Consider the following 16,004-nt stretch of genomic DNA (forward strand, 5'->3'; position numbering starts at 1 on the left):
ATTAACAACAAGCAAAATCCAAGTTGCTTTCTTCAAAGTCTTGTGAGAGACCGAGAAGGGAGAAATTTTGGAAGCAGTAGAGCGTGAAAAACCAATTGCAGAGTTGACTTCAAAAGAGCTAGGTCATCTAGGTGAGTGCTTAGCCTGTCGCTATTTGGAAAATACTATTGGCCTAAAAATTGTAGAGCGTAATTGGATTTGTTCTGCCGGAGAGGCAGATATCGTTGCGATTGATGACAAGCAGCATATTCATCTCGTTGAGGTAAAAACACGCTACACAACCAAGGAAGCTTCAGCGATATATCCTGAAGAAGCCGTGAGTCAAGCCAAACAACGTCGCTATCGCAATATTGCACTGATGTATATCAGTGCTCATTCTCTTGAGACACAGGTGTATTTTAGTGTGCTTGCGCTCAACGTCTATGGTCAGCACAATGCCCATGTACGCTACATTCCCCATGCCTATGTGTGGGATGAATAACATGACAACACAGTCTCGATTTGCAGTACATACAGCGGTTATTAGAGGAGTCGAGGCTCTTCCTGTAACCGTAGAAGTATCTCTTGCTGCGGGAATTCCTGGGATGACCATTGTTGGTATGCCTGATTCTGCAGTCTTGGAAGCGCGGCCACGCGTGCGCTGTGCTTGTAAGGCAGCTTCCTATGATTTGCCACGACTCCATATCACGGTCAATCTTGCTCCAGGAGAGCTTAAAAAGCGGGGGAGTGGTTTGGATTTACCTATAGCGGTAGCCACTCTCGCTGCTACCGGACAAATTCCCCATAGAGATTTAGATCGCTGCCTTTTTGTAGGGGAACTTGCCTTGGATGGTGGAGTAGCTGCTGTGCGCGGAATGGTTGCTTATGCGCTTCTTGCCGATGAAATGGGTTTGGAGTTGATAACGGGGGCAGGAGAGGCTTTGCCCGCAAACTTAGCATCACATATGAAGCTGCTTACAAGTTTGAGCCAGCTTAAACAGGGGGTAGATCGACTCGCTTATGACAAGCAAACTCAATTTTTGGAAATTTCAAAGCAGCCATATAGTCTTGATTTTGCCGATGTTATAGACCAAGAGATAGCTAAACGTGCTTTTTGCTTGGCTGCTGCAGGTGGTCATGGCTTACTTATGGTGGGTCCTCCTGGAGCAGGAAAGACCATGCTTGCCAAGCGGCTACCCACCATACTCCCAAGCTTAGCTGCGGAAGAACAGACAGAGGTGCTGCTTATTCACTCCTTGGCAGGAGAACCCCTTGCTGAGGGTTTTCAAATGATTCGTCCTTTTAGGTCGCCTCATCATTCTATTTCATATGCAGGAATGGTGGGTGGTGGCAGGCCTGTTATGCCCGGTGAGGTATCGTTGGCCCATCATGGGATTTTGTTTTTGGACGAGCTCCCAGAATTTGCTCCAGCTACGCTGCAAGCCTTACGCCAGCCCCTTGAAGATAAAGAAGTGCGTATTGTTCGCGTAGATGGCATTTATAAATTTCCCTGCGCCTTTCAATTAGTTGCTGCAGCCAATCCCTGTCCTTGTGGTTATTTGGGTGATGTAGGGCATGTATGTACCTGTAGTCCTGGACAGGTCACTCGCTACCAAGGACGTATTGGCGGACCTTTAATGGATCGTATCGATTTGCAGGTTACTGTGACACGACCTAAGGAATCACGAGTTATTCAAGGGGAGCTAGGTACAAGTTCTACTCAGATGAAAGAGCTTGTCTGTCAAGCTCGCGAGTTTTGCGCATGGAGGATTGCGCATAACGAAAAAAGGCAGACAACTAGCCTTGCTGAAATTGCCGCACTTGATCTTCAAGCTCAAAACACCTTGGAAGATATTGCTCGAAGAAAATCCTTTGGAGGCAGAGCTATTTCACGAGTTGTAAGAGTAGCACGGACAATTGCAGATTTGGATTGTCGGGACGAAGTAAATAGTACTGACATTATCGAAGCATGCTCGTATCGAACAATGAGTTCATAGAGAGGCAAAGGTATGTATACAAGTCATGAATTGCACTTAGGAGATGAAGCATATCCCGCAGAATTACAATTATTAGAAAAGCCACCAGATCCTCTTTATGTCTATGGTGACCTCGATGTATTAGCAGAGCGAAAACTCTCTGTTGTGGGTGCACGACAGGCAACTCCATATGGTATTGCAGCTTCGCGCATGGCAGGACGTGTTGCCGCTGAGTGCGGGCTTTGCGTGGTTTCTGGCGGTGCACGTGGTTGCGATAGCGCTGCAGCGCGTGCGGCTCTTGCTGCAGGTGGAAAGACCATAGTGATCTGTGGCACTGGTGCCGATCTTGTGTATCCAGACAGCTCGCGCGATGTCTTTGAGAAAGCCTTAGCCCAAGGCGGTGCGATAGTTTCTATGGAGCGCTGGGGTCAACCTCCCAAACGTTGGGCTTTTCCTAAACGCAATCAGCTTATTGCAGCTTTAGGTGAGGTGTTGTTTGTGTGTGAGGCAGGTATCCGATCGGGGACTACGAGTACAGCTGAAGTTGCGACAAGTCTGGGACGAAGAGTTTATGCAGTACCTGGCTCAATTTTTTCGCCTCAATCAGTTGGTACAAATCGACTTATCGCTGATGGTGCTGCCATGGTATGCAGTGAGCAAGATTTAGAAGCCATGATTTCTCTTGATTTTGGCTGCCTCCGCGCTTGGACTGGACAAATTCCTGCGGAGGAGGGAAGAGTGCTGTCTGCTCTCATTGCATCTGCTACGCGACCTGATGAACTGGCTTTAACTTTGGGTATGGATCCCCTCACGCTTTTGCGGACACTTTCTGAGTATGAAACCAAAAATATTGTTGAGCGACTTCCTGATGGTCGCTATGCTCCTACTGCTGACTATTTGAATACACGCGCTAGAATTAGACAAAATACAGCTCACCCCTGATTGTTTTTCGATGAACATTCTTTGATTGGTTGATTTTCTATGGCAGTAGTTGTTGTTGGCGGAGGTCTTGCAGGTAGCGAGTGTGCGTTGACGCTTGCGCGTCGTGGCATTGCTGTGAGGCTTTATGAGATGCGTCCTCACGTGGCATCTCCTGCACACAAGACGTCAGATTTTGCTGAGCTTGTCTGTTCCAACTCTCTTAAATCTCTTCGTGCTGATAGTGCGGCGGGATTGCTCAAACGTGAACTCGTACTCATGGGTTCTGCCTTAATTGAGCTTGCCTTTAAGGCAAGCGTGCCAGCAGGTGGTGCGCTTGCAGTGGATAGGGAGCAATTCTCGCAGTTAGTCAATGCTGCTATTGAAGCTGAACCTCTTATTGAAGTTGTTCGCAAAGAAGTAACAGATCTTCCGAAGGGCTATGCAGTAATTGCTGCAGGTCCTCTTTGCTCACCGTCACTTTTTGAGGCACTTTCAAAAAAACTGGGGGCAAGTCGTATGTCGTTTTATGATGCGGCCGCTCCTATTGTTGATGCGGAGTCTCTTGATAAAGAAATAATTTTTAGTCAGTCACGCTATGAAGAAACAGGCAGTGGTGATTATCTCAACTGTCCTTTAAACAAACAAGAATACGAGCAGCTTGTAGGAGAACTCATCTCAGCCAAACGTGTGATTGCGCGCGATTTTGAACAAAAAGACCTCTTTAGTGCCTGCCAGCCTGTTGAGGAAGTGGCTCGTAGTGGTATTGACTCTTTGAGGTTTGGAGCGCTTAAACCTGTAGGTTTGACTGATCCTCGCACAGGCCATCGCCCTTGGGCAGCAGTTCAGCTGCGTGCGGAGAATATCAATAAAACTGCTTACAACCTTGTTGGTTTTCAGACCAACCTTAATTGGTCCGAGCAAAAACGAATATTTCGTCTTATACCAGGTCTAGAGCATGCAGAGTTTTTCCGCTATGGCGTTATGCATAGAAATAGTTTTGTGGACAGCCCACACGTGCTGAAGCGCGGTTTTTGTATACCTGGAACCCACATTCGTCTTGCAGGGCAGATTACGGGTACCGAGGGCTATACCGAGGCTATTGCTTCGGGTCTGTTTGCAGCACTTAACACCTATACAGCCCTTAAAGGCCTTGCAGCTCCAGAGTTGCCACCAACCGCCGCATTTGGTTCGTTGGTGCACTATGCTTCAGATCCTTTTTGCACTGATTATCAGCCCATGCATGTTAATTTTGGCATCGTAGCTCCCTTAGATGGTCCGCGTCTCAAAAAGAAAGAACGCTATGCTGCATATGCCAAACGTGCAAAAAAAGATATGGAAGTCTTTGTACAAAATCGACAAGACCTTTTTGCTAACTATGCAGGTGCATGGCCAGATGCAAACTGGGAAAATGCCTTTTTGGAAGGTCATGAGAACGCATGAATGAAATAGATGTTCAGAAAGAACAGCTACAACAGCAAGATTTTTCAGTATTGGTCAAGCAGTACCTGGCCTATCTTAAAGACATCCGCAATCTTTCTGTCCATACACTACGTGCTTATCAAGGTGATTTGGAAGCATATGGTGCTTGGCTTCAGCGTCAGCAAATTGATGGACTTGATGTCTCTCACCGTCAAATTCGTTCTTGGCTTGCCGAGCAGGTACGTGCGCGCTATGCCTCATCTACCATTGACCGGAGATTATCTGCTATCCGTGATATGTATCGTTGGCTTGTAAGAGAGGGTTTTACTGAAAAAGATTGTGCTGCAGCTGTTGCTAGTCCAAAAAGAGCAAAGACTTTGCCTCATACACTTGATGTTGCTTCAGTAGAAAAACTTCTTGATGCTTGTGATCTCAGCAGTAGTGAAGGAATACGTGATCGTGCTTATTTAGAACTCTTAGCGGCAACAGGGGGACGTATCTCAGAAATATCTGCCCTCAATTTATCCGACATTGATTTGGATCTAAAACAAGCTCGTCTTTTTGGAAAAGGTTCTAAGGAACGTATTGTTCCACTTTATCCTGAAGCGATTACGCGCTTGCTTGACTATTATCAAGCCGCGCGTCCCGCGCTGTTAGCAAAGGCGAAAGTACAAAACGATACTGATAAGCAAGCGGTATTTATCTCTACACGTGGCAAGCGTATGAGTGCAGATGCGTTGAGGATGCGTTTTTCGCACTATATCAAGCTGGCAGGTCTTGATGCTTCACTTACGCCTCATGCTATGCGCCATTCATATGCTACAGAACTGCTTTCGGGGGGCGCCGATATACGTTCTGTTCAAGAACTTTTGGGGCATGCTGATCTTTCCACGACTCAAATTTATACACACCTTTCGATAGACCGGCTTAAAGAAGCAGCTCGTCAGGCACATCCAAGAGCAGAGTAATTGCGGATTTGCGCGCATTGTGATGGCAAAATTGCTCTCGATACGAGCTTGGTGCTGCTTGGATAAGCTGTTATACTGTCTAATTGCTGTGCGTCCGCACAGTATATTTCACACGCGTGGCCACCCAAAAGCCATGGTGCCTAGGCTTAAGCCATAACCTAGGTGGTTTAAGGGGATGACACCACGCGGAGGATCAACCAATGGAGGTTAAAGATGGCTAAGATTACTATTCAGACTTTGCTCGATGCAGGTTGCCACTATGGTCACCAGACCCGCCGCTGGAACCCAAAGATGAAGCCTTATATCTTTGGTGAGCGCAATGGCATCTACATTCTTGATCTCAAGCAAACCCTTTTTGACGCTGACAAAGCCTATACCTTCCTTAAGGAGACTGCTGCTAAGGGTGGCAATGTTTTGTTTGTCGGTACCAAAAAACAGGCTCAGGAGCCTATTTCTACTCAAGCTGCTCGTGCTGGTATGCCCTACATTAATCAGCGCTGGCTTGGTGGTATGCTCACCAACTTTGTGACCATGCGTTCTCGTATTGATCGCATGGAACAGCTCGAGGCCATGGTAGAGACTGGCGACATGGCTCGTCGTGGCAAGAAAGAGCAGGCTGTGCTTACCAAGGAGCTCGAGAAACTGCAGCGTAACCTTGGTGGCGTTCGTGACATGCGCGCTCTGCCTCAGGCACTCTTTGTTGTTGATACCAAGCGCGAGGAGATTGCCATCAAGGAGGCTAACCGTCTTCACATCCCCGTTGTTGGTCTTCTTGATACCAACTCTGATCCTGATGTGATTGATTACGGCATTCCTGCAAACGATGATGCTATTCGTTCCGTTGATTTGATGTGCCAGCTTGCTGCCGATGCAGTTCTTGCTGGTTCTGGCAAGGAGCAAATGACTGCTGCTGAGATGGCAGGCGAAGATGCCGCCTCCATTGAGGCTGAAATGGCTACCGAAGCTCCTGCCGCAGAGTAATTCAGACCAACCACTAAAAAGACCCTTAAAGGAGGTCACTATGGCACAGATTACCGCTGCTCTTGTTAAGCAGCTCCGCGAGATGACGAACTCCCCAATGATGGAGTGCAAAAAAGCGCTTGTGAAAGCTGATGGCGATATTGAGCGTGCAATTGACGTTCTTCGTGAGATGGGCGTAGCCAAGGCTGTAAAGCGTTCTGGTCGTGCTACCAATGAGGGCACTGTTGCTGCTTATGTGTCTGAGGATGGCAAGACTGGTGCTCTGCTTGAACTTACCTGCGAGACTGACTTTGTTGGCACCAATCCCAAGTTTACTGGCTTTGCCGCCGATCTTGCCAAGGTCGTTGCTGAAAATGATCCTGCAGATGTCGATGCACTTAAGGCTTGCGCAATGGGCGAGGGTACTGTCGAGTCTGAGCTTACTGAGATGATTCACGTTATCGGTGAGAACATGAAGATTGTCCGCTTCAAGCGCATGACCTCCACGGGTGCTCTTGCCAGCTATATCCATCTTGGCGGCAAGCTTGCAGACCTTGTGTCCTTCTCTTTCACCAAAGAAGAGACTGCAGCAAATGATGATTTCAAGGCTTTTGCGCATGACGTTGCTATGCAGGTTGTCGCTGCCGACCCTGTTGCTGCACGCCGTGAGGATGTTCCTGCCGATCTTCTTGAGCGTGAGAAGACCATTTATGCTGCACAGGCCACTGAGTCTGGTAAGCCTGAGTTTGTTCAGCAAAAGATGATCGAAGGTCGTGTGAACAAGTATTACAAGGAAAACGTCCTTACCGAGCAAGTCTTTATCAAAGATTCTGATGTTACCATCAGTGAGCTTGCAAAGAAGGTTTCCAAGGCCGCCGATGATACCATCGAGATTCTCAGCTTTGAGAGATATGCTTTTGGTGAGACTGAGTAAGCTTTATACGCTTTAGGGGGCCGGCGCAAGTCGGCCCTTTTTTATGCAACGAGACTCTACCGCCTACCTATGGGAAATGCGTTAGCTTTCATAACTTTGTTAAAATGTCGTACCAGGATACGAGGAGGTCATATGTCTGAATATAAATATAACAGGGTGCTGCTCAAACTCTCTGGAGAAGCCCTGATGGGTTCAAAAGAATTTGGCATTGATCCAAGCGTTCCTGAGCGTATTGCTCGCGATATAAAGCCTGCTTATGAGGCTGGTGTTGATATTGCCATCGTGGTTGGTGGTGGCAATATTTTTCGCGGTCTTACGGGCGCTGCGGCCGGGATGGAACGCGCTCAGGGCGACAATATGGGCATGCTTGCCACGGTTATAAATTCACTGGCTCTCCAGGACACCTTTGAAAAGGCTGGTATGGACTGCCGCGTAATGAGTGCCATCGAAATGCGCTCTGTAGCTGAAACCTATATCAGACGCCGTGCCATTCGTCATTTAGAAAAAGGTAGGATTACGATTTTTGCTGCTGGTACTGGTAATCCATACTTCACCACTGATACTGCAGCTGCATTGCGTGCTTGTGAGATTGATGCCGACGTTTTGATGAAGGCTACCAAGGTAGATGGTATCTACGACCAAGATCCCATCTCACATCCTGAAGCGCTTAAGTTTGATACCATCAGCTACAACGAGGTATTGATTCGTAACCTCAAAGTTATGGACGCCACTGCTACGGCACTTTGTCATGATAACCACATGCCAATTATGGTTTTTAGCCTCGACGAAGAGGGTGTTTTTGACCGTGCCCTCCGCGGGGAGCCTGTAGGAACTACCGTTATCGAGGAGGACGCACAATGAGTGAGTTTACCGATTATGCCAACAAGCACATGGACAGATGCATTGACAATCTTATTACTTCCTTTGCAAAGGTGCGTACGGGCAGGGCAAACCCTCACGTGCTTAATCCGATCAAGGTTGACTATTATGGTCAACCAACGCCTATCACGCAGTTAGCAGCCGTCAAGGTTCCTGAGGCCTCTCTACTTGTCGTGGAGCCTTGGGACAAAAGTGCGCTGCGTGCCATTGTTAAAGCTATTGAGGCTTCGGATTTGGGGATCACTCCTAACGAGGATGGCGTTGCTATCCGTCTTCCTTTCCCTAAGCCAACCGAAGAGCGCCGTCGCGAGCTTTCAAAAGACTGCAGTAAGCTTGCTGAAGAAGCAAAAATTTCTATCCGCAATGCTCGCCGTGATGCTAATACTCGTGTTGATCGTGCTCAAAAAGAGGATGATTTGCCCGAGGATGAGGCCAATCGCACTAAGAAAGCTATTCAAAAACTCACTGATGAGTACACGAAAAAAGTCGACGACTTGCTTAAGGCTAAGACTGCTGAAGTGATGGAGATCTAAGTGAAGCGTGACGAAGCAAAGCTTCGCGCCTATTACCGTGATGCTCCTTCTGATATCAATCTTGATGATGTTGACTTAGCACGCATTCCAAGTCATGTTTCTATCATCATGGATGGTAATGGGCGTTGGGCACAGGCGCGAGGGTTAGACCGTGCAAAGGGCCATGTGGCAGGCGTTGATTCCTTACGCGAAGCAGTTACTACGAGCGTACGCTTGGGTTTTGATGTCCTGTCTGTCTATGCATTTTCTACGGAAAACTGGCGCCGACCTCAACGCGAAGTTGATCTCTTGATGCATCTGTTTGCAACAACTTTGGTTAAAGAGCTCCCTCTATTTCATCAAGAAAATGTACGACTACGTTTTTTTGGCGATCTCGAAGCGCTACCTCGTGAGACATATAAGGTGTTCCAAAAAGGTCTTGCAGAAACGGCCAATCACACAGGTATGACCTTTGCTTTGGCGGTAAATTATGGTTCGCGTGCTGAGATTGTTCGCGCTGCCCGTCTTTTAGCGCACGACGTAGAGGATGGTAAGCTTTCTGCAGATGATATCGACAGCGAGATGTTTGCCTCGCGACTCTATACGGCAGGCCTTCCTGATCCCGAGCTTCTTATTCGTAGCTCGGGTGAGAAACGCTTGTCAAATTATTTGTTATGGCAGTTAGCCTATACCGAGTTTTATGTAACAGATACCTATTGGCCTGATTTTACGCGCTGGGACATGTTAAGGGCAATCCATGCATTCCAAAATCGTAACAGGCGCTTTGGGGGAGTGGTTAATAAGTGAGTGGCGACGACAACTCCACGACAAGCAAGCAAAGTAAGCTGCGCAATCGTGGTATTGATGCGGGCATTGCTCGTCTTGAGGCACATCGCAAGTCTACGGCATCTTCGCGTGCTGAAGGCAAGCTTCGTGGACAGGTAGCGCGTGATAATGCCGAAAAGCTCTTACAACGCAGCTTGTCGGGCGCTATCTACGCGATCACCATCTTTGTTTGCTTGTATTTGGGCACCATTCCTACTGCCGTTATTGTTGCTTTGATGGCATGGCTTTGTTGTTCCGAATTTTTTCGCATGGTGCGTATGGCGGGTCGTATGCCCAATGAACTTATTGGCCTGACAGCGGCCGCCCTTTTTCCACTTGTACCTTTGACCGGCAGCTATCCTTATCTGGTATTAGCAGTTTTTTTGCTTATTATGGCAAACGCTATTTGGTATGTGTTGACGCCACGTGCCACCGCAGCAGATGTTGCACTATCGGTCTTTGGACCTATCTATACCTCACTGATGTATGCCAGCATCGTTGCAATTCGTTGCGTCGATCCGGGCAATACGGGGGCTTTTTTCACTTTTGCTGTTATGGGCTCAGTGTGGCTCAATGATGCGCTTGCATATTTTGTCGGGTCACGCTTTGGCAAGCATAAGCTGGCTCCCCAGATTTCGCCTAAGAAATCTCTTGAGGGTTTTTGGGGCGGTATGGTGGGCGGTATTATTCCTTGGATTATTCTTGCAATCCTTCATATCCGCGGTATGCATTTTGGACTCGCAATTGCTGTGGGACTGCTTGTCTGTATTTCTGCTGTTTTGGGTGATTTATTTGAATCACGCATCAAACGCGGCGTTGGCGTTAAGGATTCAGGAAATATTATTCCTGGGCATGGAGGAATGCTCGACAGGGCTGATTCTATGCTTTTTGCGGGAACAGTTGCTTGGGCTGCCTTGTTGTTAGGAGGCATTTTGTGAGTATCTTTGAAGATACATCACCCAAGAGTCCTCGTCCGCGCCCACTGCGTGTAGCAGTTTTGGGCGCGTCGGGTTCTATTGGGACTCAAACTTTGGATGTTTGTCGGCAGCATGCTGATAAATTGCAGGTAGTTGCCCTATCGGTGTGGTCTGCGACAGATAAACTTGTTGCAGCTGCGCGTGAATTTGGCGTGAAATATGTCGGTATAGGCGATAAGACCCATGCGCATGATGGCGTACTTGATGGCCTGCCTTTAGACTGTCAAATTTTTTCAGGTGATGAAGCTTCAACTGAGCTCGCTATTCTTCCTGAAGTTGATTGTGTTGTGTCAGCTGTAGTGGGATTTGCGGGTATTCGTTGTGGATATGAAGCCCTTAAGGCCAAAAAAATTCTTGCGTATGCCAATAAAGAGTCTATTGTCTGTGGCGGAGACCTTTTAATGCCTCTCGCAGGGCCAGGACAGCTTATTCCTGTTGACTCTGAGCACAGCGCTATTTTCCAATGCTTGGTGGGTGAGCGTACTCGTGACGTGTATTGCCTATGGCTTACCTGTTCTGGTGGTCCTTTTTATGGCAAAAAACGTGAGGAGTTGGCTGGTGTAAAAGCTGCCGATGCTTTAGCACATCCTACGTGGGCTATGGGACCTAAGATTACCATCGATTCAGCTACGCTTGCCAATAAGGGCCTTGAAGTACTTGAAGCACATCAGCTGTTTGAGGTCTCAGTCGACCAGGTACGCGTACTTATTCAGCGGCAAAGTCGTATTCATTCGATGGTAGAGTTCAGCGATGGCGTTGTCATGGCTCAACTTGGGCCGTCTGACATGCGCCTGCCTATTCAGTATGCACTTAGCTACCCTGAGCGCTGGGAAACCCCCGCAGCGCGTATTGACTGGTGTAGTGTTCCTGCTATGAGTTTTGGTGAGGCTGATGAGAAGACTTTTGGCTGCCTAGCTTTGGCAAAACGTGCAGGAAAGCAGGGCGGAACGGCGCCTTGTGTTATGAATGCAGCCAATGAAATAGCAAATCTCGCTTTTCGTCAGGGTCGTTGTGGTTTCCTTGATATCGAGCATATTATTCGTTCTGTTATGGATGAAATGGATAGTAGCGTTGTTGAAAGTATTGAGCAGCTTGTTGCTATCGACGCAGAAGCTCGTAGGCGTGCCACAAATGTTCTTGAGAGGTGTGGCGCTTAATGGGAGCTGTATCGGCACTATTCTGGGGACTTCTTATCCTTTCTATACTTGTGACTGTCCATGAGGCAGGGCATTTTCTTGCAGCGCGAGCTTGTGGCATGCGTGTAACAGAGTTTTATTTGGGTATGCCCAGTCGCTTTCACTTGGCAAAGAAGTCAAAAAAATATGGTACGGAATTTGGAGTAACTCCGCTGTTACTTGGCGGTTATACCAGGATTTGTGGGATGGAAAATGCTGGCGACGAGCATTTATCTGAAATTTTTGCGTATGTGCAAAAACAAGGTCGTTGCGACTCGAGCCAGATTGCGAACGCTCTTTCTATAGACGAAGAAGAAGTTGAAGCCAACCTGAATGTTTTATTTGATTGGGCCGCTCTTCGTGATTGTGGCATGCTCGAGCAGGATGAGAAAAATGTTTTGGTTGCAAGCACCCTTGCTCGTGATCCTTTCATGCTCACGGAATATGATCGTGGACACAACTTTGAGCTTAAAGGTAGTACCTCAGAAGGGGAGGTGCGCCCTCTTGTTGATGCTAAGACAGCTCTGGAGTTTGAGCGTGCGCGCACCTACGATGGCAAGGGCTTTTTTAAGCGCTTCTTTTGCCTTATTGCAGGTCCTGCAGTCAATATTGTGTTGGCATTCTTGGTTGTCGTGGGTGTTTCTATGGCAACAGGCTTTGAGGTCGTATCTGGTACCAATGAAATTGGGGCTGTGACCAGTGATAGCTTGGCACAAAAAGCTGGCCTTAAGGCAGGCGATAAAATTATAGCGATTAATGATACGGCGGTACAAAATTGGCCTGAGATTGTCGATTCGCTCGATAAAGAGTTTAAAGATCCTCATCCTTTTGAGTTGAGCTACGAACGTGCTGGCAAACAGCAAAAAACTACTATCAATTTGCCACGTGATGGAAGCGTCAAGTTGATTGGTATTGCTGCCAAGACCACACATGCTTACCCCAATTTTTTTGAAGCATCCCATATAGCCTGGTCGTATGCCCAGATAATTGCAGGCTCTGCTGTACGTCTTATTATGCCTCAACACACTGTTGAAGTGCTCTCTCAGTCATCCTCAGTCGTTGGTATTTCGGTTATGGCCTCTGAGGCAGCACATTCTGGCATTCACAGTTTATTGATGTTTGCTGCATTAATTTCGATGTCTTTAGGCTTTATGAATCTGCTGCCTATTCCTCCATTGGATGGCGGCAAGATTTTGATTGAAATGATTCAGGCAAGTATTAAAAGACCCATGTCCCTCAAGGCAAAAGCAGTTTTGAGCTATATCGGGCTTGCGCTGCTGCTCGCGCTGTTTGTCTTTGCAGTAGGCAATGACGTTTTGCATTTCATCATCCGCTAATATCACCACTCAGTCAAAGGGGAGAGGTATGAGTAGCGAGCTTCCTCATAACAAGACGCGCCGAGTCGTGGTGGGTTCTGTAGCAGTTGGTGCTGGTGCGCCTGTATCAGTACAGTCAATGTGCAATACAAAAACGGATGATGCAGCGGCCACCCTTCACCAAATTGCTGAATTTGCAACGGCAGGGTGTGAAATTGTGCGTGTAACTTTGCCCTCTGCTGCAGCTATCTCTTCATTTGAACGTATCTGTGCCGAAAGTCCTTTGCCGGTCGTGGCAGATATCCACTTTGACTATAAGCTTGCTCTTGCAGCTATTCATGCTGGAGCGGCGGCTATTCGCATTAATCCAGGCAATATCGGATCTTTTGATCGAGTTGATGCAGTTATTGATGAGTCTGGTGCTGCTGGTACGGCAATTCGTATTGGTGTCAATGCAGGTTCTTTAGATAGGGAAGTAGACGCTCGAAAGGATTTGAATCTAGCTCAGAAGCTTGTCGAAAGTGCCGTTAGCTTTTCTCAACATTTTGAAGAGCGTGGTTTTCAGAATTTTGTGCTTTCCGCAAAAGTCCATGGGGTATCAGAAACCATCGAAGTCAATCGCATGCTTTCGCAAGCACTACCCGAGGTACCTTTGCATATTGGTGTGACCGAAGCCGGCACTGCTCGCCAAGGCACGGTCAAAAGTGCTATAGCGCTGGGTACTCTGCTTGCTGAGGGCATCGGTGATACCATGCGCGTTTCTTTGACAGCAAATCCTGTTGAGGAAGTACGTGTGGGTTGGGATATCCTTTCTTCGTTGGGAATTCGTCGCCTTCATCCTGAGCTTGTGAGTTGTCCTACCTGTGGTCGTACTCAAGTTAACCTTATTGAGATTTCGCGCAAAGTTGAAGAACGTCTGCAGACTTTACGCGTACCTATTTCGGTGGCTGTTATGGGCTGTGTGGTTAACGGTCCAGGCGAAGCACGGAGTGCTGACATTGGCGTTGCCTGTGGTAGGGGAACCGCGATGCTCTTTGCCAAAGGCAAACCCATTCGTAAAGTAGCTGAAAAAGATATTGTTGAAGAGTTGTTTGCTGAAATTGCCCAGCGCTGCCCTGCATCTTAAGGCTAGTATGGGTGAGCTTATGTTTTGAGCGGAAGGATTTTGGATGATGAATTATATGAGGATGTCGCGCCTCTATGCTCCGACTCTCAAGGAAGATCCCACAGAGGCTGAGCTTGCGAGTCACAGACTCCTTTTGCGTGCGGGTATGATTCGCAAAGAAGCTGCGGGGCTTTATGCGTATTTACCTCTTGCTTGGCGCTCTATCCGCAAGATTGAAAATATCTGTCGCGAGGAGCAGGAAGCAATCAATTCCCAAGAGATGATGGTCCCTATCTTGACTGATGCTGAACTTTGGCATCAATCTGGTCGTTGGGACGCGTATGGTCCGGAGCTCATGCGTTTTTCAGACCGCCATAACCGTGAATTTGCCCTTGGTCCCACTCATGAGGAGACTTTTACCGACTTGGTGCGTAGCGAGCTTCGTAGCTACAAGCAGTTGCCTGTAACGCTCTATCAAATTCAGGATAAATTTCGTGATGAGTTACGCCCTCGCTTTGGTTTGATGCGCGGTCGTGAGTTCATCATGAAAGACGGGTATTCCTTCTCAGCTACGCAAGAGTCTCTACAAGAGTGTTATGACATGCAGAAAGACGCATATGCACGTTTCTGCCTTCGCTGTGGTTTGCGTGCGCTGCCCGTAGCCGCTGACTCTGGTCAAATCGGCGGTGACACTTCTGTTGAGTACATGGCTTTGGCTGATGCGGGCGAAGCTGCGCTTGTCTATTGTGATGAATGTGGTTTTGCAGCTAATACTGAGGCCGCAACAGCTCACTGTGAAGTAATTGATGATGTTACGGGCGAGCTCACGCGTGTTGAGACACCTCATGTCACGAGCATTGCAGATTTAGCGACTTTTCTTGAAGTGCCTGAGGCGCAAACACGCAAAGCAATTGCCCTCATTGATGGTGAGGGTCAAGCTTGGATTGTTATGGTTCCTGGTGACCATGAGATCAATGATGTCAAAACTGGTCACGCCTTTGGTGAGTATCACCTTATGACTGATGAAGAACTTGAGCTTGCTGGTCTTCAGAAAGGTTTTATGGGGCCAGTAAATGTTCCTGACGGTGTTTTTGTAGCCGCAGATATTGCACTTAAAAATTCAAAGTCATGGCTTGTGGGTGCAAACGAGGCGGGTTACCATTTGCGTTCTGCTCAACTTGGCCATGATTTCGAGATAAACCAGTGGGTTGATGTGATTACCACTAAAGCTGGGGATATGTGCCCCCATTGTGGACAGACACTTTCTGGCGCTCGTGGCATTGAGTGTGGACAAGTATTCCAACTAGGTACTAAGTATTCTGAAGCAATGGGAGCTACGTTTACCGATGCTGATGGTAAAGAAAAGCCACTCATCATGGGATGTTATGGCATTGGCATTTCGCGTACACTTGCGGCAGTAGTTGAACAACATCACGACGAAGCAGGTATTATATGGCCTGTTTCTGTTGCGCCTTATGAAGTTGAGGTTATCTCGCTCGATAATAAGGGAGAGGTTTTTGAAGCTGCAAAGCAAGTTGCTACCAAGCTTACTGAGACGGGCTTGGATGTTTTGCTTGATGATCGCAAAGAACGACCTGGTGTTAAATTTGCCGAAGCAGATTTGATGGGATTCCCTTGGCAAGTAGTTATTGGCAAGCGTGGTCTTAAGATGGGTATTGCAGAGCTTAAGTGCCGTGCAACGGGAAAACGCGAGGATATTGCGCTCGATGAGCTTGCAGACAGGCTGAGTGAGCAGATTGTTCCTGCGCGTATGGGTCTTTTAGCCAAGTAGTACACAGTCTCAGCAATCTGCCACGTCAAGTGATCACAAAATTTTTTTGAAAGATTGCTTGACGTGAAGTTTTGCTCTGCTATAGTTACTAACGCACCAACGCACGGGGATATAGCTCAGCTGGGAGAGCGCATGACTGGCAGTCATGAGGTCAGGGGTTCGATCCCCCTTATCTCCACCATTTGATTTTGTGATAGCGCCCCTGTTTACCTGCGGTTTTGCAGGAGCAGGGGCGCTCTTTTTGTGTCTAGTGGCTCAAACTGTCT

Annotated in this window: 15 protein-coding genes and 1 tRNA gene; all 16 read left to right on the forward strand. The window is 47.8% G+C overall.

Going from position 1 to position 16,004, the window contains the following annotated elements:
- The first annotated feature begins 67 nt into the window (after positions 1-67).
- Entirely contained in the window at positions 68-481 is a 414-nt protein-coding gene (locus Q0X25_RS00620) for a YraN family protein (RefSeq protein WP_298578340.1), read from the forward strand.
- Position 482: 1 nt separating this feature from the next.
- A complete protein-coding gene (locus Q0X25_RS00625; RefSeq protein WP_298578342.1) occupies positions 483-1,976 on the forward strand; it encodes a YifB family Mg chelatase-like AAA ATPase in 1,494 nt (497 codons plus the stop codon).
- A 12-nt stretch (positions 1,977-1,988) separates the two neighbouring features.
- Entirely contained in the window at positions 1,989-2,897 is a 909-nt protein-coding gene (locus Q0X25_RS00630) for a DNA-processing protein DprA (RefSeq protein ID WP_298578344.1), read from the forward strand.
- A 39-nt stretch (positions 2,898-2,936) separates the two neighbouring features.
- Positions 2,937-4,316: a methylenetetrahydrofolate--tRNA-(uracil(54)-C(5))-methyltransferase (FADH(2)-oxidizing) TrmFO gene (gene trmFO / locus Q0X25_RS00635; protein ID WP_298578346.1), complete on the forward strand. Its 1,380-nt coding sequence runs from the start codon at positions 2,937-2,939 to the stop codon at positions 4,314-4,316.
- Positions 4,313-5,263: a tyrosine recombinase XerC gene (locus Q0X25_RS00640; RefSeq protein WP_298578348.1), complete on the forward strand. Its 951-nt coding sequence runs from the start codon at positions 4,313-4,315 to the stop codon at positions 5,261-5,263. The genes trmFO and Q0X25_RS00640 overlap by 4 nt, the downstream gene beginning before the upstream one ends.
- 213 nt (positions 5,264-5,476) lie before the next feature.
- Positions 5,477-6,244: a 30S ribosomal protein S2 gene (gene rpsB / locus Q0X25_RS00645; RefSeq protein ID WP_021735511.1), complete on the forward strand. Its 768-nt coding sequence runs from the start codon at positions 5,477-5,479 to the stop codon at positions 6,242-6,244.
- A gap of 40 nt (positions 6,245-6,284) precedes the next feature.
- Positions 6,285-7,157: a translation elongation factor Ts gene (gene tsf / locus Q0X25_RS00650; RefSeq protein WP_298578352.1), complete on the forward strand. Its 873-nt coding sequence runs from the start codon at positions 6,285-6,287 to the stop codon at positions 7,155-7,157.
- 132 nt (positions 7,158-7,289) lie between these two features.
- Positions 7,290-8,018, forward strand: coding sequence for a UMP kinase (gene pyrH, locus Q0X25_RS00655; protein ID WP_298578354.1), 729 nt, complete (start codon positions 7,290-7,292; stop codon positions 8,016-8,018).
- Positions 8,015-8,569 carry a ribosome recycling factor gene (frr, locus tag Q0X25_RS00660; protein WP_298578356.1) on the forward strand — a complete coding sequence of 185 codons (555 nt, stop codon included), beginning with the start codon at positions 8,015-8,017 and terminating at the stop codon, positions 8,567-8,569. Before pyrH ends, frr begins: the two co-directional genes overlap by 4 nt.
- On the forward strand, positions 8,570-9,355 hold the full coding sequence (locus Q0X25_RS00665) for an isoprenyl transferase (RefSeq protein ID WP_298578359.1): 786 nt from the start codon (positions 8,570-8,572) through the stop codon (positions 9,353-9,355).
- Positions 9,352-10,311 (forward strand): phosphatidate cytidylyltransferase, encoded by a 960-nt coding sequence (locus Q0X25_RS00670; RefSeq protein ID WP_298578361.1) that lies wholly within the window; start codon positions 9,352-9,354, stop codon positions 10,309-10,311. Before Q0X25_RS00665 ends, Q0X25_RS00670 begins: the two co-directional genes overlap by 4 nt.
- Positions 10,308-11,507: a 1-deoxy-D-xylulose-5-phosphate reductoisomerase gene (dxr, locus tag Q0X25_RS00675; RefSeq protein ID WP_298578363.1), complete on the forward strand. Its 1,200-nt coding sequence runs from the start codon at positions 10,308-10,310 to the stop codon at positions 11,505-11,507. Before Q0X25_RS00670 ends, dxr begins: the two co-directional genes overlap by 4 nt.
- Entirely contained in the window at positions 11,507-12,862 is a 1,356-nt protein-coding gene (locus tag Q0X25_RS00680; protein WP_298578365.1) for an RIP metalloprotease, read from the forward strand. The genes dxr and Q0X25_RS00680 overlap by 1 nt, the downstream gene beginning before the upstream one ends.
- 28 nt (positions 12,863-12,890) lie before the next feature.
- Positions 12,891-13,967: a flavodoxin-dependent (E)-4-hydroxy-3-methylbut-2-enyl-diphosphate synthase gene (gene ispG, locus Q0X25_RS00685; RefSeq protein ID WP_298578368.1), complete on the forward strand. Its 1,077-nt coding sequence runs from the start codon at positions 12,891-12,893 to the stop codon at positions 13,965-13,967.
- 43 nt (positions 13,968-14,010) lie between these two features.
- The gene (locus Q0X25_RS00690) at positions 14,011-15,738 is read left to right on the forward strand and encodes a proline--tRNA ligase (protein WP_298578370.1); all 1,728 of its coding nucleotides are present in this window, start codon (positions 14,011-14,013) and stop codon (positions 15,736-15,738) included.
- 105 nt (positions 15,739-15,843) lie between these two features.
- Positions 15,844-15,919, forward strand: a tRNA-Ala gene (locus Q0X25_RS00695).
- Positions 15,920-16,004 lie beyond the last annotated feature (85 nt).

It is taken from the genome of uncultured Olegusella sp., assembly GCF_947253395.1.
In the GTDB taxonomy this organism is placed as follows: domain Bacteria; phylum Actinomycetota; class Coriobacteriia; order Coriobacteriales; family Atopobiaceae; genus Olegusella.